Origin of the sequence: Paraburkholderia sp. Ac-20342, from assembly GCF_017104985.1 — a bacterium.
Lineage (GTDB): Bacteria > Pseudomonadota > Gammaproteobacteria > Burkholderiales > Burkholderiaceae > Paraburkholderia.
Genome location: NZ_JAAGPQ010000075.1, coordinates 12477 through 31675, shown reverse-complemented (window position 1 = coordinate 31675; position 19199 = coordinate 12477). Strand labels below are relative to the sequence as shown.

15 protein-coding genes, 2 tRNA genes and 1 pseudogene are annotated in these 19199 nt (G+C 60.4%); 10 read left to right on the top strand and 8 right to left on the bottom strand.

The features are described 5' to 3' along the window. Positions 1–581 precede the first annotated feature (581 nt). Positions 582–1115, bottom strand: coding sequence for a GNAT family N-acetyltransferase (locus tag G3N58_RS25265; RefSeq protein WP_167038700.1), 534 nt, complete (start codon positions 1113–1115; stop codon positions 582–584). Positions 1116–1515: 400 nt separating this feature from the next. Here G3N58_RS25265 and G3N58_RS25260 point away from each other — a divergent pair, with 400 nt between their 5' ends. From G3N58_RS25260 to G3N58_RS25250, 3 genes are all read left to right on the top strand, one after another. Next, a complete protein-coding gene (locus G3N58_RS25260) occupies positions 1516–2589 on the top strand; it encodes a DUF1839 family protein (RefSeq protein WP_206000486.1) in 1074 nt (357 codons plus the stop codon). A gap of 1239 nt (positions 2590–3828) precedes the next feature. Then, positions 3829–4563, top strand: coding sequence for a Crp/Fnr family transcriptional regulator (locus tag G3N58_RS25255; protein WP_206000485.1), 735 nt, complete (start codon positions 3829–3831; stop codon positions 4561–4563). A gap of 44 nt (positions 4564–4607) precedes the next feature. After that, a complete protein-coding gene (locus G3N58_RS25250) occupies positions 4608–6017 on the top strand; it encodes an undecaprenyl-phosphate glucose phosphotransferase (protein WP_205989594.1) in 1410 nt (469 codons plus the stop codon). A 347-nt stretch (positions 6018–6364) separates the two neighbouring features. Here G3N58_RS25250 and G3N58_RS25245 read toward each other — a convergent pair whose 3' ends face one another. Together G3N58_RS25245 and rpiA are read right to left on the bottom strand one after the other, a co-directional pair. Beyond that, entirely contained in the window at positions 6365–6787 is a 423-nt protein-coding gene (locus G3N58_RS25245) for a transcriptional regulator (protein WP_167038636.1), read from the bottom strand. A gap of 1003 nt (positions 6788–7790) precedes the next feature. Then, a complete protein-coding gene (gene rpiA / locus G3N58_RS25240; RefSeq protein ID WP_206000484.1) occupies positions 7791–8486 on the bottom strand; it encodes a ribose-5-phosphate isomerase RpiA in 696 nt (231 codons plus the stop codon). 211 nt (positions 8487–8697) lie between these two features. Between rpiA and G3N58_RS25235 the strand changes: the two are divergent. The 4 genes and pseudogenes from G3N58_RS25235 to G3N58_RS25220 all read left to right on the top strand — a co-directional run bounded on the left by G3N58_RS25235 (position 8698) and on the right by G3N58_RS25220 (position 10898). Then, positions 8698–9536 (top strand): annotated as a pseudogene (locus tag G3N58_RS25235) (RNase A-like domain-containing protein). Next, entirely contained in the window at positions 9537–9830 is a 294-nt protein-coding gene (locus tag G3N58_RS25230) for a contact-dependent growth inhibition system immunity protein (protein WP_240162771.1), read from the top strand. A gap of 221 nt (positions 9831–10051) precedes the next feature. Beyond that, entirely contained in the window at positions 10052–10342 is a 291-nt protein-coding gene (locus tag G3N58_RS25225; RefSeq protein ID WP_167038642.1) for a contact-dependent growth inhibition system immunity protein, read from the top strand. Positions 10343–10583: 241 nt separating this feature from the next. Next, positions 10584–10898 carry a hypothetical protein gene (locus tag G3N58_RS25220; protein ID WP_206000483.1) on the top strand — a complete coding sequence of 105 codons (315 nt, stop codon included), beginning with the start codon at positions 10584–10586 and terminating at the stop codon, positions 10896–10898. A 104-nt stretch (positions 10899–11002) separates the two neighbouring features. On the opposite strand, the gene rlmB is transcribed toward G3N58_RS25220, so the two are convergent. Continuing rightward, positions 11003–11746 (bottom strand): 23S rRNA (guanosine(2251)-2'-O)-methyltransferase RlmB, encoded by a 744-nt coding sequence (rlmB, locus tag G3N58_RS25215; RefSeq protein ID WP_167038645.1) that lies wholly within the window; start codon positions 11744–11746, stop codon positions 11003–11005. A 229-nt stretch (positions 11747–11975) separates the two neighbouring features. After that, on the bottom strand, positions 11976–14471 hold the full coding sequence (gene rnr / locus G3N58_RS25210; RefSeq protein ID WP_206000482.1) for a ribonuclease R: 2496 nt from the start codon (positions 14469–14471) through the stop codon (positions 11976–11978). 374 nt (positions 14472–14845) lie between these two features. On the opposite strand from rnr, the gene G3N58_RS25205 reads away from it, so the two are divergent. The 3 genes from G3N58_RS25205 (at position 14846) to G3N58_RS25195 (ending at position 16631) form a co-directional block, all read left to right on the top strand. Next, positions 14846–14932, top strand: a tRNA-Leu gene (locus G3N58_RS25205). Positions 14933–15158: 226 nt separating this feature from the next. Continuing rightward, positions 15159–15245 (top strand) — tRNA-Leu (locus tag G3N58_RS25200). 159 nt (positions 15246–15404) lie between these two features. Next, positions 15405–16631, top strand: coding sequence for an integrase arm-type DNA-binding domain-containing protein (locus G3N58_RS25195; RefSeq protein ID WP_206000481.1), 1227 nt, complete (start codon positions 15405–15407; stop codon positions 16629–16631). 198 nt (positions 16632–16829) lie between these two features. Here G3N58_RS25195 and G3N58_RS25190 read toward each other — a convergent pair whose 3' ends face one another. The 3 genes from G3N58_RS25190 to G3N58_RS25180 are packed head-to-tail and all read right to left on the bottom strand — an operon-like array spanning position 16830 to position 19194. Continuing rightward, the gene (locus G3N58_RS25190; RefSeq protein WP_205989588.1) at positions 16830–17762 is read right to left on the bottom strand and encodes a 3-keto-5-aminohexanoate cleavage protein; all 933 of its coding nucleotides are present in this window, start codon (positions 17760–17762) and stop codon (positions 16830–16832) included. A 54-nt stretch (positions 17763–17816) separates the two neighbouring features. Beyond that, entirely contained in the window at positions 17817–18332 is a 516-nt protein-coding gene (locus G3N58_RS25185; RefSeq protein ID WP_167284730.1) for a carboxymuconolactone decarboxylase family protein, read from the bottom strand. A 55-nt stretch (positions 18333–18387) separates the two neighbouring features. Further along, positions 18388–19194, bottom strand: a complete 807-nt coding sequence (locus G3N58_RS25180; protein ID WP_206000480.1) for an SDR family NAD(P)-dependent oxidoreductase — start codon at positions 19192–19194, stop codon at positions 18388–18390. Positions 19195–19199 lie beyond the last annotated feature (5 nt).

Below are 19199 nucleotides of genomic sequence, written 5' to 3'. Positions count from 1 at the left end.
CTGACAGGGTTATCCCTCTGATGATTTGTTTCGTACCTGCAACGCGCGTGTTGTCGATCAACGCCAAACTGGCCTCTCAAGCGTGCCTGCATTGCGAAGTTTGCATAGTGCGAATACGCACGTTGCCGGATGAAATTGTCTGATTTGCACGAATGGGGAGGCGACCTGGTGGCGCTGCGGTTGCACTGAACTCCGGCGTGGTTGCGACCGGTATCGAAGGAAGTTGAAAGACTGAATGGCGTGGCCGATGCGCGCGCGAATTGAGCGGCGTGCCACTCGACCCACCACCCGGCTCGCCGGCATGCCGCGCGGGCGGCCGGTTTCGTGTTCCCGGGTTGTCACGCTCACGCGTTGCCGGACGCATCGCCGATACCGGAATAGTCGACACGCAGCACGGATACAAGGCGTTCTCTTTCAGGCATGACAACCGTCATCCGGCGATAGAGACATCCCGGCGCATTGATACGGATTCCGATGCATCTCCGTAACAGGTACACCCGCATGAGCACGCTCAGTCGCCACCGATCAACGTGGCGGCAGACCCAACCGCGCGCCCGACGCCCTCACTCGCATGCGCGGCATCACAACAACTCGAACGTATCGACGAACGATTCGCCGTCGCGGGCGCGTCGTCGCTGACCGAAGCGCAGCTGACTGCCGTGCACCTGGCGCGTGAGTCCGATGAACGGCACGCCGTGTTCGAGGTACGGCCCTTCGGTCTTGCGAAAACCGAACTGCTCGTAGAAACCGCGCAGTCCGACCGGTGCGCTCACGCGCGCGGCGCGTCCGGGCCAGCGTTCGGCCACCGCGTCGAGCACTCGTTCGATCAGCAGTTCGGCGGTACCGTCACCACGCCGCAGCGGACTCGTCAGTACCTTGTCGATCATGATCTCCGGATCTTCCGCATCGCCGGGATGCACGCGTGCATAAGCGAGGATCGGCATCGGCCGCGTCATGTCGTCGGCTGCGAAGACGTGCAGCGCGTGCTCGTCGCGGCCGTCCGCATCGAGACAGACATGCGACTGCTCGACGACGAACACCGCGCTACGCGCGCGCAGCACAACATATAACTCACGTGCTGACAGCTGATCGAATTCCAGCGTTTTCCAGTTCATCATGCCCTCGACGGTCAACAGGTTCAGCGGGACAGTACATGTCATGCCTCGCCCGACGGCATGGCATGACATGACGGCCCCTCGTTATGGCAACACGTTACGTGCGTGAAACGCCCGTTTCCGTACGGCATCGCACTGACGCTGGACTTTGATCATTCTTAAATGCCGCCTAACGAAGCGCGGCATCACGATGCGGCCTTCATCGCAAGCAGGCCGACGCGCCGCTCGCGGTTCCACTCAGCTTCGCATCGCATATGAACACACCGACGACCCGCATCTCGAATCATCGGCTCGACGCCGACGCATGGCCCGGCGATATACGCGTCTTGCGATGGAACGCGAGCGCAGCGCGCGCAATGTCCACGATGCCGGCGACGCGCACCGCGGCCGGAGACCGCGCATGAATCCCCTGCTGCCCCCCGCGCTCGCCAGCGCGCTGGCGACCTCGCCGCTGCCGCGACGGCCCGGCGGCCTATCCACGCCTCGGCTCGCCGGCACGCAGCCGCTCTGCGGCGCGCCATCGCGCCAGCACGTGCCGCATGCGCTGCATCAGGGCGAACGTGTATGGCAGGAAACCAACTGCTACGCCGATCTATGGATCGAACTGCTGCATGGCTTCGGCTTCGAGCCGCGCGCCGCCCTCGCGTTTACGGTCACGCAGGATTTCGAAGGCGATCAGTTCACCTGCTTCAAATTTCCGCTCGACGATCTGGAACGTCTGTACGGCACCCAGGTGCGTGAGCTCGCGATCTACGACTCGCTCGAAACGCGCGTGCTCGCGCAAACGTTGCGCGGCCATACCGTGCTCGTCGAAGTGGACGGCCATTACCTGCCCGATATGCGCGCGTCCTCGCATCGCAGCCCGCATCCGAAGACCACGATCGGGATCGACTTCGTCGACGTCGCCGCGCGCCGCATCGGCTACTTCCATAACGCCGGCTATCACCAGTTGGAAGGCGAGGATTACGACGGCGTGTTCCGCAAGCTGCCGCATTTCGCGGAGCAAGCCGGTCTGCTGTTCCCCTACGTCGAGTTCGCGAAACAGACGCGGCCGGCACTCGAAGGCATCGATCTCGCGGAAGCCTCGGCGGAACTGCTGTGCGCGCATCTGGAGCGGCGTCCGCTTATCAACCCGATTTCGCAATGGCGTGCCGCGTTTCCCGCGCATCTCGACACGCTGTTCGAACGCGGCGAGGCCTACCTCGACCTCTATGCGTTCAATCTGATGCGCCAGCTCGGCGCGAACTTCGAGTGTCTCTCGAAACATCTGCTATGGCTATTCGCGCAAGGCTTCGAGATTCCACCGACGATTCCGGCCGCGGCGCAGCGCATTGCGTCGGAGGCGATGGTGATGCAGTTCCGGCTCGTCCGCGCGATCGCGCGTGGACGTCGCGACGCATGCGAGGACTGCTTCGACGTGCTCGAAAGCGCTTATGAAAAGACGCTGCCGCCGCTTGCCGCGCTGGTGCGTTGACCTGCCGGCCTCGCACCGCACACTGCGCACCTCCCCCACACCCCGCAGGCATTCGACACGCTCGGCCTCACGAGCCATCTCGACCACGGCATTGGCGTTGTTTCGTCGACGTTACGTTTCGTCCATTCCCTGAACATCGCCGCCAGTCGCAAGTCGCGCGACACTCGCCGACACCCGGATACCGCAGCCATGTTTCGTCCTTGCAATGGATCGATGCATATGCACTAGCCGGCAAGCCGCGCGTGCGCCACGCGAAACGCGAATGGCCGCACATGCGGGGAGCCCACTTTATATCCTCTGACGTTGCAACTCGATGACGACCGTGCCGCGTCTCACTCTTTGGGTTCGAGCGGTTTTCGCGGCATCGAAGCGCGGCACTTCGTTCATATCATTGCCCCGCCCGCGCTCCCCGCGCGCGACTGGCTTCGTCTCTGGCTTCATCTCGCGCCGAGTCATCCGCGTATCGTTGCGAGGCTCTCCGTCGCGTAACCGGCAACCAACCGCGAAATGGTTGCAGATGCATCGAACGCAGACTTTAAAGCTGATGAAACAAACCCCGCATTCGGAGTGAAGTGTGCGGGGTCCATGCGTTATCCGCCATCGTCCAGAGCGAGTGGTCATCCGGTGCTGGCGCACCTTCACGAACCGCGTAAAACCCGGCTTCACGCGCAGCCAGGTGTTGGGTCCATCAAACCACTGTTGGTTGCCGCGCAACTTTTCCCCCTTCAAAAAGGGCTCCGCGCGCGCGCGCCGATGTACCGCATTTAACAGTTCTGAATCATTTCCTGCACGAGACCAACCGAGCATTAAAACGTGCATGAGACGCCAGGTTCAATTTTGCGACACTCTGGGCAGCCCCCTGCCAATCCGCTGAAATCCAGTCATATCAAGGGATTGAGCCAAACCGAAAGTTCTCATGCCATGCATCCTCCGAACCAGGGGGGTGTACATGAATGAAACAAAAACGATCCATTGCCCCCGTGCGGAGACAGGTCCTGATTCGTTGCACCGCGTCGGCATAAGCTTTCATTAAGGTTGGCACGGTCCTCGCTATTAGGTGAGCGCAACACAAGCGCCGTCGCAAACGAGAGCCACAAGAAGGGCTGCGGCGCAAAGGCCACATACGGGGCCGATCCTGCATCCATCGCTGCTCGCCAGGCAGCATGTTTCGGGGATGTGGGAATCGGATCAAATAAACAGAAAGTCGCATGAGACGCGACTTTCATGCGAGGACCGATCATGTTGACACTTCAATCCGATTTGCACGGTAACCATCTGCTGGGCGCGTTGCCGTCGCACGAATGGCAGGCGCTAGCTCCCCATCTCGAACTGGTTCACCTGCGCACCGAGCAGTTACTGTGCGACTCGGGTCAACGCATCCATCACGTGTACTTCCCCACCACCGCCATCATCTCGATGCTCTCGACGATGGAAGACGGCAGCTCCGTCGAAATCGCCGCGGTCGGCCGCGAAGGCATGACCGGCGTGCCGGTGCTCACCGGCGGCGAAACCATGCCGAACCGCGTGCAGGTGCAATGCGCGGGCTTCGCCTACCGGATGAGCGCCCAGGCGCTCAAGCAGCAGTTCTCGCGCTCCGACTTTCTGCGCCGCCTGATGCTGCTCTATATGCACGCGCTGCTCACGCAGGTCGCGCAGACCGCCGCGTGCAATCGCCATCACGCGCTCAGCAAGCAGCTGTGCCGGTGGCTTCTGATCGAAGTCGATCGCGTCGCCTCGAACGATCTGACCGTCACGCAGCAACTGATCGCCGACATGCTCGGCGTACGCCGCGAGGGCATCACCGAAGCGGCCGGCAAGCTGCACGACGAAGGCCTGATTCACCATAGCCGCGGCCATATCAAGGTACTCGACCGCAAGGGTCTCGAGGCCCGCGCCTGCGAATGCTATGGGCTCGTCAAGCGCGAATTCGATCGTCTGCTGCCGCGTCTGCGTCAAGCCGAGACCGTGGAATAAACATCGAACCTGGGTTGCACCGTTCGATTACCGGATCGTTATCTATGTTCAGGAATACCGCGCGATGCCTCGACGCCCTCTTCGTGATTGCCGGCGGCCTGCTCGCACACTGGATGCGTTTTTCGTCACCGATCGCGTTGCCCGATACCGAGCGTCTGCTGATCGCCTTCAGCTGCGTACTCGTACTGCTGCTGTTTCCGGCCTTCGGCGTCTATGAAACATCGCGCGGCAAGGCGCTGACTCCCGTGCTCGGGAGAATCGCCGCCGCCTGGTTCATGGTGGTCGCCACCACGCTCATGCTCGCGTTTTCGCTGCATCGGATGGACGCGGTATCGCGCCTGTGGTTCGGTTATGCGACGCTGATTTCCGGCGCCTCGATCATCGCGACCCGCTGCATCATGCACGTGGTGCTGCATAGCGTGCGCCGCCGCGGCATGAACACGCGCACGGTCGCGATCGTCGCGACTCCCGGCTTCGCGCGCATGCTGCTCGCGCATCTCGAACATGCGCCGCAAGCAGGCTTCAAGCCGGTCTGCGTGTTCGATACCAGCATCGACACCAGCCTCGCCACGAACGTCGAGCACGCCGCCGCGTCTTGCGCGCGTCTGAAGCGCCTGCCGGTGCTGACCGATCTGAACCTGTTCGCCGACAAGGTGCGCGACGAACGCGTGAGCGAAGTATGGCTCGCGTTGCCGCTTTCCGAAGAGCATACGATCTATCGCTTCACGCGCATGTTCAGACATGACTTCGTCAACCTGCGCTTCATTCCCGACGTACGCGGCCTCTCGCTGTTCAATCACGCGCTCGTCGACGTCGCCGGATTGCCGACACTCAATCTGAGCGCGCCGTCGTTTTCGCCGCCGCAGATGTGGCCCAAGCTGATGTTCGACCGCCTGTTCGCGGCGCTCGCGCTGCTCATGCTCGCGCCGGTGTTCCTCGCGCTCGCGATCGGTATCAAGCTCACCTCGCCCGGGCCGGTGTTCTTCCGCCAGGTCCGCAAGGGCGTGGACGGCCGGCCGTTCGCGATCTACAAGTTCCGCTCGATGACCGTGCACAAGGAAGCGCACGGCCAGCTGACGCAGGCCACCCGCAACGACAAGCGCGTGACGAGGCTCGGCAGCTTCATGCGCCGCACGAGCCTCGACGAGCTGCCGCAGTTTCTCAACGTGCTGCTCGGACAGATGTCGGTGGTGGGTCCGCGTCCGCATGCGATCGAACACGACGACCTCTATAAAGACCAGGTGTACGGCTATATGCACCGTTACCGTATCAAGCCCGGCATCACAGGCTGGGCTCAGGTCAACGGCTATCGCGGCGCGACCACCAAGGTCGAGAAGATGGAAGCGCGCGTGAAGTTCGATCTCTTCTATATCCACAACTGGTCGTTCTGGTTCGACATGAAGATCGTGTTCATTACGATCTTCAAGGGCTTTGTCAGCCGCAATGCGTTCTGACCAGGGCGATACGGAAACGGCCACGCGTTTGCGTACACGTCTTCGGGTCGGCGATTCGTCGGCTATTCATGCGGTGAATGCTTCAAGCTTGAATGTGGAGTAGAAAAAAGGCTGCGCCTCGATCGGGGCGCAGCCTTTTGTTTCGCAGAGCATTCATTTAATTTAGTCGGCGCCGCCGCGGTAAGCGCGAAAGCAAGCGCATGCATGCAGGTACAAACGCCAACGCGGGCGGCTGGATCATGAGCCGCCCGCGTTGGCGCGTAGGGACAGAACCTTCCGCGAACCGCGGTCACCGAAAGTCAGCCCTGCAACGCAGCGCACGGCCCACGGCCGGCGCCGCGCCGTTTTCACAAAAACGCGCTGACGTCGGTCTGAAAACGCACCGCGAGTGCCTTGGCGACTTTTTTGCTGATCGCGCGCCGCCCCGCGAGAATGTCGCTGACGACGGTCGGTGACGCGATTCCGGCGAGGTCCTTCTGCTTGAGTCCGTGCGTGACCAGCAGATGGCGCAGCACCTCGCGCGGCTCCGCTTTCGGCAGCATCACGTTGTGCGCTTCCCAGTGGCGGATCAACTCCCGCACGATCGCATGCAGATCGACGAGCGGGTCCTTGTCGGTGCCGTTCAGACGTTCGGCGAGCGAGTTCGCGACTTGCAGCATCTGCTGATAGTCCTCTTCGCTGTGAATCGGCTTGATCGGCAACTGAGCCTGCAACGCAGCCCAAGCCTCGGAAATGTCGGGAAAAGATCCCGCTAGGCGATCGGCGTTCATGAGTTTAAATTCGTCCTCGTCCAAGATCGCATTCGCAATACGTCAGCACCTGACGAACGAATGGCGACTGCCTGTTGTAGTGAATCGCCGTCGCACCCTGTACCGTCTACATCTAAAACGATACGGCGAAGTAGCCCAGAGTCCTTGCCGGCGAGCCGTCTGCTTCAGGTCGTTATGGCCACGCGAGGCATGCCGGCGCCGATGAATCCCACTTCAACCGCGCACGGCGCGCCTCTCAATGCTGGCTGATGCAATCCAGCCATGCTCTCTCTTAAAGGGTCCGCCGCGGATGATCCCGCGCGTGAAGCGCACATCGACGATGCGCGCCCCGCGTGCAAGACCACACGAAACGAACCGGCACATCAATAGCCGCCCAGACACGCCGGTCCGAACGGCTGACTGCTACTCATTGCGAAGTCACTGCGTTACGACGAAACCGATGTGCGGCCGGCACGCTTCTCACGCGCGTGGCGCATCGGCGAATGCACAGCATCGACGGCAGACAGGCGCAATCGCATCTGTGCGCAAACAGCAGACGCGAGATCGACGACGTGGTGACAGGTTTGCCGGCAAGCGGTGCGCGATCTTCGAGAAAATCGGCGAGACTGGGAAGGCCGGTGTCGAGAAGGCACTCGATGATTCTGTCGAGTCTCTTCCTGGCACCACCGGGAGCGACGAACCGGTTGCACTCGATCGCCGCTCATCTCGCGTCCTGCCTGTCAAAAACGCCACCTGTCACTAGCAAAGAGTGTAGGTGGCGCGTTCATCGCTGTGCGTGCGGGTGCCCACATTCGACGCCTGACAGTACGCGAATAATTCAAAGTGCCGGTTCACGGCCTGGAGCCGATGGGCCTTGATTGATTCGACTGCTTATTTGCGGGTTTATTTGTAGGTTTATTTACCCGCTCATTTGCCCGTCCGATCCTTTCCGGAAGAGCCATAAAAAACGCGTGTGAGCCGGCTGAACGGCTCACACGCGTTGGAGCGAATAGAAACGCTTCGCTTACTTCTCGCCGTACGTGATCGTCTGCACGCCGGTGTCGGTGCCGAGCAGGCACAGGTTCGCGCCACGGCCCGCGAACAGGCCGACCGTAACGACGCCCGGCCATGCGTTGATGTGTGTTTCGAACGTACGCGGATCGCTGATGCTCAAGCCCTTCACGTCGATGATCTCGTTGCCGTTGTCGGTGATGAACGGCACGCCCTCTTTCGTTACGCGCACGACCGGCACGCCGCCGAGCGCCGTCACGCGACGGCCGATCGCGGTACGCGCCATCGGCACGACTTCGATCGGCAAGGGGAAGTTGCCGAGCGTGTCGACGAGCTTGCTCGCATCGGCGATGCAAACGAATACGTCCGACACCGACGCGACGATCTTCTCGCGCGTGAGCGCGCCGCCGCCGCCCTTGATCATCGCGCCGCTGCGGTCGATCTCGTCGGCGCCGTCGACGTACACGGGCAGCGAATCGATCTCGTTGAGATCGAGCACCTTGAAGCCATGCGATTGCAGGCGCGCGGTCGTGGCGAGCGAACTCGACACCGCGCCGCGATAGCGGGATTTGACGGCGGCCAGCGCGTCGATGAAGCAGTTCGCGGTGGAGCCCGTGCCGACGCCGATCACCGAGCCTTGCGGCACGTTGGCGTTCACGTAATCGGCGGCGGCCTGGCCGACCAGTTGCTTGAGTTCGTCTTGAGTCATGAGAGAGGCGGGAAAAGCGTGAAAAAGCGTTAGTTTACCGGAGTGGCTCGGCGAGCACCCGTTTGGGCCACTTGCGCGCCGCGCATCGAGCGAAGCTGTGTCGATGCCCATGATAAAAAGCAACGGAAGCGCAGAATCATCCCCCGCCCATTCCGCATCCTCCTGTCGCTTGCTAGTTTCGCAGGTCCACTCAATGACAGAGGACTTTCGAATGTCGCAAGAATATGGCTCGAATGGCGTGCGTGTGGTGCTCAGCGCGCCGCAACTGGCCGCAATACTGGCCGCGCGTCGATCAGCCACGCGGAGATGCTTTCCAACCGGCTTTGGGGCGGCCTGCAGGTCGCCGCCGGCGTGGTGGAAATGATCGGAGCGAGCACGCCATGCGTGCTGCCGGAGCCGACGATGGCAGGCAAAGCCGGCTGCGTCGTGTTCGGCGTGCATGGTTCGGACACCGCAGCGGCCGGACTGCGTCAGGTTTTGACGGGGCTGAACATCGCCACGCTAACGCAGCAGAGTGCGACGAAACTCGCCGAAACGCTCAAAGCCCGCCCGGACATAGCGAATCAGATCGGTCTGTCGCTCGATATCGCTGTACCGTTCGGATTCGCCAGTTCGATCAAGGCGGCGCGGGCGGCGCGGATTACGATCGGGCGTATTAATCTGCATGCGCATGAGGCGAAAATGGGTAGTTCGATTGGCGGGCATACGATACTGAAGCACGTTGAAAGAACGGAGGCACAGTTGCGGGAAAGGCTGCAGCTTGAGCCAAGGCGGCAAGTCGTATCGTCTTTTGCCAGTCTGGAACGAGCCGAATGGGCGATATCGGAAGTTATAAGCGCCAATACGACAAGAATCCAAACCTGGGCGAAGACCGCAGTTCGAAATTCGACGCTCGATCTCGTTAAAACAGTTCCGGGGGAAATTGGTTACGGAATAACAAGATCGACGGGGAAGCTGACATCAATGAATAGGGTGATCGTCGTTTTGAAATACCAGGTCTACAATGGCATGCCATATTACATTTTTACTGCCTACATCAATGAAAGGTGAATGATGCCTTCGGAACACTACTCACAGATGAGCCTTGTTTTTCGGGCCTACTTCGGTCAGGACTTCGATTTGTTTGGCAATACAATCCCGGAAATTGTTTCCTGCTATAAAAAAGATAATCCACAAGAACGCCATAACGAACTAATCAATGAAATAAATTATTTTATGGACGAACACCCGAATGATCTTGATTCTACATTTGAAACTAAATATGGCACGGAATTTGATCCGGCATTGTGGGGTCATACAACCGCTTCTTTTCTGGATGAATTAAAGCGGCTTTTGAACGAGTAACCTGTCGCTTATCATATCGCTCCCAACCCGCCCGGAAACACTAGCATGACCCGGGCGCAATCAATTAAATGATCGACAAAACACCATACCCGCAGTCCCAGATTCTATTTAGTAAGCATCTCGATTAGGATTCCGACCTGCGGAGTGAAACTGTGAAAATTGTCTCCTTTTTCAAAATAAACCGAGAAAGACAGGTCGCATGCATTGATCAAAGGTAAAACATGCTATCAGATCACTATCCACGGATGCATGAACTCTTTGGAGCATATTTTAATCAGGATTTTGATTTATGGGGAAATACAATTCCGGAAATCATTTCATGCTACAAGAGAGATAGCCCACGAGATTACCATTACGAAATGATCAAAGAGATAAATTTATTCATGGATGAACATCCAGTGGATCTTGATTCAGCCTTTGAAAAAAACTATAACAATGGCTTTTATCCAAAACTTTGGGGTCACACAACTACTTCTTTTCTCAACGAATTAAAGTGGCTATTGAGCCAATAGTCAACTTGCCTGCCACTTTGGCAGGCAAGTTGACGCGATAATAAGGAGTAGCTGAGCCGCCGGATTATCGCCTACGATGCGTATGCAGGGCCGATGGCTATGGTGTAGTCTGCGTAACAAGGATCGGATAACGCAGCACAATCTAAAAATTTCTCGTTAACGCGGCATTACACCATGACGCAACATTTTACATCAAATAAAAATCATCTTTTACAATAGATATTTTTCAAATAACATATCCATGCAAGCAATATCAGCACGCCACATCGACAGCAGCGACTCCGATGAAAATGAAATGTACGATTATTATTACGAATACGACATTTACGAGTTTATCGACGAAAACGTTCACTATATAGCCAGAGCCTACGTGGACGAACCATTCAACGCTCATTTTCTGAAAATGAAATCAGAAGGCGAAGATCTGTGGCGAATAATAGAAGAACAGGATATGAATAATCCACTGTTCAGAAACGCAGTCGCCTTCCTGAAAGAAAAAGGGAAAACCAATATCCAATATCTGAGCAGTGGCCCCCGAGGTTATCTGGATATTTAGAATACGTCATTACCCACATCAATCAACAGAATCTCTCGCTACATCACGAGCAACCCGCCCGGAACACCAGTGCGCTCCGGGCGGAAGCCATTGACCAACAGGAATTACTTCTTCACCGCTCTCTGCCGCACCGCCTCGAACAGACACACGCCGCTGGCAACCGAAACATTCAGACTCTCCACCGTCCCCGCCATCGGAATGTGCATGATCACGTCACACGTTTCGCGCGTCAGACGCCGCATGCCCTCGCCTTCGGCGCCCATCACGAGCGCGACCGGACCGTCGAGTCCGGTTTCGTAGACGCTCTTCTCTGCCTCGCCGGCCGTACCGACCACCCACACGCCCGCATCCTTCAGCTCGCGCAGCGCGCGCGCCAGATTCGTCACGGTGATGTACGGCACGGTATCGGCCGCCCCGCTCGCGACCTTCGCCGCGGTGGCGTTCAGGCCCACCGCGCGATCGCGCGGCGCGATCACCGCATGTGCGCCGGCCGCGTCGGCGACACGCAGGCACGCGCCGAGATTGTGCGGATCAGTCACGCCGTCGAGCACGAGGATCAGCGGCGAACCGGTGATGCCGTCGAGCAGTTCGGCAAGGTTCTGCGCGAGCGGCAAATCGCCGGCGCGCGCGACCACGCCCTGGTGGCGCTCGGTATGCGCGAGCCCCCACAGCCGCGTTTCGTCGGCGGCAATCAGGCGCACGCCCGCTTCCTTCGCGGCATGCAGGAACTCGGTCATACGACGGTCCTTGCGCGTCGCGTCGTAATAGACATCTTCGACCGTCGACGCATCGTGCCGGATACGCGCGGTCACTGCGTGGAAACCGTATAAAACCTTGAGACGTGCCATGACTGAACAACCTTTGATTGGGCGCGCGTCAAACGCGCCGCTGTGATGAAGATAAAAACCTGTGTCGTGCCGAGGTCGTACTGCGTAGTGTGCACGCGCGCCACCGCGCGTACGGCATTGTTGCGCCTCGCACTTCAGCCGCCCAAACCGCTGCCCGCCCAAATGCAGACCGCGCGCAACCGGCACGCTTCACGTGCCCGCTGCGCGCGGCCCGGACACTGCGACGACCTCAGCGCTTCTTGCGTGCCTGCTTCGACGTCGCCTTCGTCGCGGCGCTACGCTTCTTCGCCGCGCCGCGCGCCGCGCGCGCTTCCTTGATCGCCGCGCTCTGCGCCGGCGCGGCCTTCTTGCGCCGCGGACCCGGCACCGGCACGCCGTTGTCCTCTGCCGGCAATGCACGTACGCGCGGCCCGCCGCCTTCGCTACGGTCGGCCGATGCGCCGCGCGACGCGGGCGGCTTGATCGGCGTGTCGCGCACGAGGCGGAAGTCGATCTTGCGCGCGTCGAGATCGACGCGGCTCACCTGCACACGCACGCGATCCGACAGGCGATAACGAATACCGGTACGCTCGCCACGCAGCTCGTTCTTGATCTCGTCGTACTGGAAGTAGTCCGAACCGAGTTCGGTCACATGCACGAGACCTTCGATAAACAGCGAATCGAGCTGCACGAAGATGCCGAACGACGTCACGCCGTTGACCATGCCGCCATACTCTTCGCCGAGCTTGTCGCGCATGAAATAGCACTTGAGCCAGGCTTCGACGTCGCGCGATGCTTCGTCCGCGCGACGCTCGTTCGCCGAGCAGTGCAGACCGAGTTCCTCCCAGATCGCGACGTTGTTCGCCCGCGCGCGGGTGCCGCGCTTTTCCTCGTCGGCCTGCTGCATCGCGCGGGCGCGCGGCGAGAGCGCGGTATTGAGTTCGACGCCGTGCGGCGGCTCGGGCTGATACTTACGGCCCTGCAGAATCGCGTAGATCGCGCGATGCGTGAGCAGGTCCGGGTAACGGCGAATCGGGCTCGTGAAGTGCGCATAGGCCTCGTACGCGAGACCGAAGTGGCCGATGTTGTCGGGGCTGTAGACCGCCTGCTGCATCGAGCGCAGCAGCATCGTCTGCAGCATCGACGCGTCGGGCCGGTCGCGGATCTGCGCCATCAGCGCCGCGTAATCGCTCGCGTGCGGCGTGTCGCCGCCGCCGAGCGTCAGGCCCATGCCGCGCAGGAACGTACGCAGATTCTCGAGCTTTTCCGCGCTCGGTCCCGCATGCACGCGGAACAGGCCAGGATGTTTGTTGCGCTTGAGGAAGTCGGCCGCGCACACGTTCGCGGCCAGCATGCATTCCTCGATCAGCTTATGCGCGTCGTTGCGCGTGCGCGGCACGATCTGCTCGATCTTGCCCTGCGCATTGCAGACGATGTACGTCTCGGTCGTATCGAAGTCGATCGCGCCGCGTTTCTGGCGCGCCGCGAACAACGCCTTGTACACGCCGTACAGATTCTGCAATTGCGGCAGCAGCGTAGCGCGGCGCGTCGCCTCGGGGCCCTTGGTGTTCTTCAGCACCGCGGCGACTTCCGTATAAGTGAGCCGCGCGGCCGAATGCATCACGCCGGGATAGAACTGGTAGGCCTTCACGTCGCCGCGCGCGGTGACGATCATGTCGCACACGAGCACGCAGCGGTCCACTTGCGGATTGAGCGAGCACAGCCCGTTCGACAGCTTCTCCGGCAGCATCGGAATCACGCGGCGCGGGAAATACACCGAGGTGCTGCGCTCGATCGCGTCGGTGTCGAGCCCGCTCTTCGGATGCACGTAGTGCGACACGTCAGCGATCGCGACGATCAGGCGGAAACCGTCGCCACGACCGACCTTGACCGGCTCGCAATAGACCGCGTCGTCGAAGTCGCGCGCGTCTTCGCCGTCGATCGTGACGAGCGGCACGTCACGCAGATCGACGCGATGATGAACGTCGGCCGGACGCACTTCGTCGGGCAGGCGCGCGGCTTCGTCGAGCGCGGCCTCGCCGAACTCGTGCGGCACGCCGTACTTGCGCACCGCGATTTCGATTTCCATGCCGGGGTCGTCGATATCGCCGAGCACTTCGACCACGCGGCCGAGCGGCTGCGAATGACGGCTCGGGAAATCGGTCAGCTCGACCACCACGACCTGGCCGACCTTGGCCTTCTTGGTGTTCTGCGTGATCAGGATGTCGTGGCCGATGCGCTTGTCTTCGGGCGCGACGATCAGCGCACCGTTCTCGTTGAGCAGACGCCCGATCACGCGCTTGTTGGCGCGGTCAGTGACCTCGACGATGTGCCCTTCCGGGCGCCCGCGCCGGTCATAGCCGACGATGCGCGCGAGCACGCGGTCGTTGTGCATGACCTTTTGCATTTCGCCGTTGGGCAGGAACAGGTCGTCCTGGCCGTCGTCGCGAATCAGGAAGCCGTAGCCGTCGCGATGACCCTGCACGCGGCCCGCGACGAAGTTCGACGGATGGGTGAGTTGATAGAGGTTGCGCTGATCGAGCCGGATCTGGCCGTCGCGCTCCATCGCGCCGAGACGCTTGAAAAATCCTTCGCGCTCCTGGCGCTTGATCGACAAGGCTTCGGCGATGTCGTTCGCGGCAAGCGGCGTTTCACTCGTGCGCAGCACGCCGAGGATTTCTTCGCGGCTTGGAATCGGATACGGAAATTTGCTCAAGGGCTTGTCGATGATTTTTTCTCGTTGCATGGACGTCGGCCGACGTGAGGGCCCGGCCTGTTAGACGTTTGCGATATGCGCTCGGTTGCAAGCTGCAACTGCACAGCGCCTCTCGTTGCATCGGTTGTTGCGCCTGCCGTGCTCTACTGCGACTGCGTTGCAAACTCACCGGAGACGGCGAAGCGCCGGCTCCCGCTCGAGGCCCTGCCGATATGCCAACGAACGACAGAGGCCAACGCAGTACTGCGAGGCATTCTAACACCCGTGCCGCGCGCCAAGCGGGGCGTCTGCGACCTCTGCCGGACATGGCGCGACAGCTTGCGCCGGGCTTCGATCGACTTTGGTGCGATGCTTGACAGACCTGAATCGGTCGCTATAATGGCGTTCTTTGCTGTTCATCACCTGCCCAGGTGGCGAAATTGGTAGACGCACTAGGTTCAGGTCCTAGCGGTGGCAACACTGTGGAGGTTCGAGTCCTCTCTTGGGCACCAGATTCAAAAGTAGAGCCGCCTTCTGGGCGGCTCTACTTTTTTGTGTAAGACCCGGTAGTCCGACAGGCTGTTTTACGATCGGTCGGCTCGGATGAGCAGGACGGGGGGATCGGTCGCGAAAGCAACTTCGCTGCGCGATTCGACCGGGCGGACAGGAAAGTTTGTTTGAAGCAGGGATTGACAAACTTGATCGTCACGCTAGAATAGCGGTCTAGCTTGAAGACGTGCCCAGGTGGCGGAATTGGTAGACGCACTAGGTTCAGGTCCTAGCGGTGGCAACACCGTGGAGGTTCGAGTCCTCTCCTGGGCACCAACGGTTGTTCCGGCGTAAGCCGCAGTAGTTCGAGAAACCCCGTAAGATCAAAGTCTTACGGGGTTTTTTGTTTCCGTGGACAGCCGTCATATACCGGTGGCATCGGCGATTTTTGCGTACACTCTTTCTTGCGTATACACGGAATCGAGGTACCGAGCGATGCCCAAACACGCCGAACCGAAGTCCGAAGTCGTATTTCGCGTCGCCAAACCGCGCGAACGCCCTTACCTGCTCTCGGACGGTAACGGGCTTGCCCTGCGCATCTGGCCGGACGGAAGCAAAACGTGGCTGCTCCGTTATCGTCGCCCGAGTACGGGAAAGGAGAACTTTCTCAGTCTTGGTCCCTATCCCGAAGTTACACTCGTCGACGCGCGCAAGTCAGCTGCGATTACGCGTAGTCTCGTGCGTGATGGTACTGATCCGGTCGAGCATCGCAGAGCCGAGGCCGCTGCACGCAAACGCATCGCTGAAGGAGCGTTCGGTCTCGTCGCGGAGAATTGGCTCGCGTTCAAGCGCAAGGAGTGGACCGACGAGACTTACCGCAAAGCGGAGTTCGTAGTTCGGCAATACCTGATCCCGCCATTACGCAGCAAGCCCATTTCGACGCTCGCGACGTCGGAAGTCAAACCGGTGTTGGAAGCAATAGCGGCGCATGCCCCCAATCTCGCAACGAAGGCTCGCCAATACGTCGGCGGCATCGTGACGTATGCGATCCACCATAGCCTGCGAGACGACGGTGTTCCGTTGTCGCTGCGCGGCGTCATCCCGCGACACGAGAAAGGCCACATCCCGGCGATTACGAAACCCACCGAGATCGCCTCGCTAGTGCAAGCCATCAATACCTACAAGTCGCCGATTACCAGGGCCGCACTGAAACTGACCATGCTCACGAGCTTACGCCCCGGCGTGGTCGCATCTGCACCGTGGGACGAAATTGACCTGAAAGCGGGCGAATGGCATGTTCTGGCCGTGCGGATGAAGATGCGCCACGACCATATTGTGCCTCTACCCAAGCAAGTGGTTGCGTTGCTCGGCGAATTGCAGTCGCTTACAGGCCGCGGACACTATGTGTTTCCGTCTCCGGCTCGTCAGAAGACTCCGCATTTACATCGCGACGCGTTAAGCAAGGCCCTGCGCGAGATGGGTTTCCAGGGAAAACACGCTACTCATGGGTTCCGCGGCATGCTGCGGACCGTTGGCCGGGAGCGGCTCGGTATCGACATCGATGTTCTCGAAGCGCAACTCGCACACGCTAAACGAGGCGACGTGCAGAAGGCCTACGACAGGACAACTTTCGACGACGGTCGTCGCCGAGTGATGCAGGAGTGGGCGGACTATATCGACGGGCTATGCAGAACAACGCCAGCCGGTGGCGCAGTCGATTGAAACTGCTGTTCCGTCACCCTCCAGATTTGTCCTCCCTGCCCCCGCTTGCCGTAAAACTACTCAACCCGACACGGCCCTCCGCTACGTTTGCCACGATCCGGTGCCACATGCATCAGTGACTTGCCGTTCTGCACGACTAACCGATTCACATCCGCGCGATTTGCACCAGATCCCTGCCGTGCGAGCGGCTCCCGCGATCTAGAACCGAACGTTGTCCGAGCCTTTGAGCCCCAGCATCGCCCGCGCTTCGTCCGGCGTTGCCACATCGAGCGCAAGCCCTGCCAAAATCTTGCACACCTGCTCAACCTGAGAAGCGTTGCTTTTCGCGAGTTCGCCGGGGGCGATCCAAAGCGAGTCCTCAAGCCCCACGCGCACGCAGGATGCCTGAGCCGCGCCGATCGCGGCGAGGCGCATCTGGTTGCGTCCCGCACCGAGAATGGACCATACGTAGTCGGCGCCAAACAGCCGGTCGGCCGTCCGCTTCATATGCGCAAGGTCTTCGGGATGCGAGCCGATCCCGCCAAGCAGCCCGAAAACGCTCTGCACGAAGAATGGCGGTTTGACGAGCCCGCGATCGACGAAATGCGCGAGATTGTAGAGGTGCGATGTGTCATAGCACTCGAACTCGAAACGCGTACCCTGCGCACTGCATGAGGTGAGAACCGTTTCGATATCGGCGAACGTGTTGCGAAAGACCAGATCGCGGCTTTTCTCGAGATGCTCGCGCTCCCATGCGTGATCGAATTGCGCATATCGGTCCAGCATCGGATACAGCCCGAAATTCATCGACCCCATGTTCAGCGAGGCCAGTTCCGGCGCGAAGTGCAGCGCTGGCCTCAGGCGCTCCTGCACGCTCATGTGCGGACTGCCGCCGGTCGTAATGTTGACGACCACGTTGGAGCGTCGCCGGATCTCGCCCAGAAACGCACCGAATGCTTCAGGGTCCTGAGTCGGCCGCCCGTCGGCGGGGTTCCTTGCATGAAGGTGGACGATCGATGCGCCCGCTTCGGCAGCGTCCACCGCCGCCTGCGCGATCTGCTCAGCAGTAACGGGCAGATACTGCGACATCGTGGGCGTATGAATGGATCCCGTGACCGCGCAGGTAATGATGACCTTCCTTGAATGATTCATGGATGTTCTTCCAGACAGTTTCGTCGTAAAGCGATATCGATGCGCGTGAGCACGCTAATCGTCGTGATCCACATGGAGCGCTTCGAGAAACCTCGACACCAGGTTGTATGCTCCGACCGTCGCGGTCACTTCGACAAGTTCCCGATCATCAAAGTGACGCCGTACAGCCGCGAAGATGTCGTCCGGCACGTGCACGTTTTTCGTCATCGAGTCGCAGTAGGCGAGCACCGCCCGGTCGCGGTCGTCGAATCCGTTCAGACGGCCCATTCGCAACGCGTCGATTTCTTCCTCGCTCACGCCAACGGACAGCGCAATAGGACGATGCTGCTGGAATTCGTAGTCGGCGTCGTTGATGACCGCAATACGCATGATGATCATCTCGCGTACCCGCGCGGGCAGCGAAGAACGCTGGCGAATCGCGGTCAGGAACGAGAGCCAGCCCTCGCAAACGGGCGGGCTGTGCAGCAGCATGGAATAGAGATTGAGCATCCGGCCGCGCTCGGCGACGATGCGATCGACCAGCGGCGCGATTTCACCGGCGCTGAGATCGGGATAGGGAATGCGTGCCATGGAAACTCCGTATTGAGTTGCAGAAAGGGGCGAAATGCGCAAGCGCCGTTTCGCGTCAGTCGCAGCGCGCGCTCATGCCGCCGTCTACGACGATTTCGGTGCCCGTGATGAAACGGGCCTCGTCCGACGCGAGAAACAGCGCGGCGTTGGCCGTGTCCCGGCCATCGCCCATGAATGGCATCGGGATGCGTGCCTTACGCTTGCTCAGCAGCAATTCAACATCGCCGCCGGTCTGGTTGCGGGCGACCGTCGTGTCGACCAGCGGCGTATGCAGCAGCCCTGGCACCACCGAGTTCACGCGGATATTTTTTTGCGCGTACTCGACCGCCACGACACGCGTCATCTGGATCACGCCGGCTTTGGCTGCCGCATAACCGACCTGCGCAGCGCCCGTCCAGCGAATGCCCGACGTCGAAGCGATATTGACGATCACGCCGGCGCCCTGTTGCTCCATCACCGGCAACACGTGCCGGCACATCAGGTAGGTTGTCGTCAGGTTCAGCTCCAGTTGCTTTTCCCACTGCGCCTCGCTCAGCTGCACAGGCCCCCCTGGCGCCGGCGCCCCCACGTTGTTCACGAGCACGTCGATGCGGCCCAGGCGCGCCGTGCTTCGCGCGACGAGTTGGGCGATCGCCCCGCTGTCGGTCACGTCGCACTCGTATGGCGTGACCTGCCCTCCCGACTGCCGGATCAGCTCCAGCGTCTCATCCATCGATGCGAGGTTGCGATCGATCGCGACGACATGCGCGCCCTCGGCGGCAAACCGTACAGCGATTGCGCGCCCATTGCCCCATCCGGGTCCGATGCATCCAGCGCCCGTGACGAGCGCGATCTTGCCTTCCAGCCTTCCTGCCGAGTTCATTGCGT

What these genes read in the sequence shown, in the direction of transcription:
- G3N58_RS25265 (WP_167038700.1), bottom strand. Translation starts at nt 1,115, where the DNA reads ATGAACTGGAAAACGCTGGAATTCGATCAGCTGTCAGCACGTGAGTTA.
- G3N58_RS25260 (WP_206000486.1), top strand. Translation starts at nt 1,516, where the DNA reads ATGAATCCCCTGCTGCCCCCCGCGCTCGCCAGCGCGCTGGCGACCTCG.
- G3N58_RS25255 (WP_206000485.1), top strand. Translation starts at nt 3,829, where the DNA reads ATGTTGACACTTCAATCCGATTTGCACGGTAACCATCTGCTGGGCGCG.
- G3N58_RS25250 (WP_205989594.1), top strand. Translation starts at nt 4,608, where the DNA reads ATGTTCAGGAATACCGCGCGATGCCTCGACGCCCTCTTCGTGATTGCC.
- G3N58_RS25245 (WP_167038636.1), bottom strand. Translation starts at nt 6,787, where the DNA reads ATGAACGCCGATCGCCTAGCGGGATCTTTTCCCGACATTTCCGAGGCT.
- rpiA (WP_206000484.1), bottom strand. Translation starts at nt 8,486, where the DNA reads ATGACTCAAGACGAACTCAAGCAACTGGTCGGCCAGGCCGCCGCCGAT.
- G3N58_RS25230 (WP_240162771.1), top strand. Translation starts at nt 9,537, where the DNA reads ATGATGCCTTCGGAACACTACTCACAGATGAGCCTTGTTTTTCGGGCC.
- G3N58_RS25225 (WP_167038642.1), top strand. Translation starts at nt 10,052, where the DNA reads ATGCTATCAGATCACTATCCACGGATGCATGAACTCTTTGGAGCATAT.
- G3N58_RS25220 (WP_206000483.1), top strand. Translation starts at nt 10,584, where the DNA reads ATGCAAGCAATATCAGCACGCCACATCGACAGCAGCGACTCCGATGAA.
- rlmB (WP_167038645.1), bottom strand. Translation starts at nt 11,746, where the DNA reads ATGGCACGTCTCAAGGTTTTATACGGTTTCCACGCAGTGACCGCGCGT.
- rnr (WP_206000482.1), bottom strand. Translation starts at nt 14,471, where the DNA reads ATGCAACGAGAAAAAATCATCGACAAGCCCTTGAGCAAATTTCCGTAT.
- G3N58_RS25195 (WP_206000481.1), top strand. Translation starts at nt 15,405, where the DNA reads ATGCCCAAACACGCCGAACCGAAGTCCGAAGTCGTATTTCGCGTCGCC.
- G3N58_RS25190 (WP_205989588.1), bottom strand. Translation starts at nt 17,762, where the DNA reads ATGAATCATTCAAGGAAGGTCATCATTACCTGCGCGGTCACGGGATCC.
- G3N58_RS25185 (WP_167284730.1), bottom strand. Translation starts at nt 18,332, where the DNA reads ATGGCACGCATTCCCTATCCCGATCTCAGCGCCGGTGAAATCGCGCCG.
- G3N58_RS25180 (WP_206000480.1), bottom strand. Translation starts at nt 19,194, where the DNA reads ATGAACTCGGCAGGAAGGCTGGAAGGCAAGATCGCGCTCGTCACGGGC.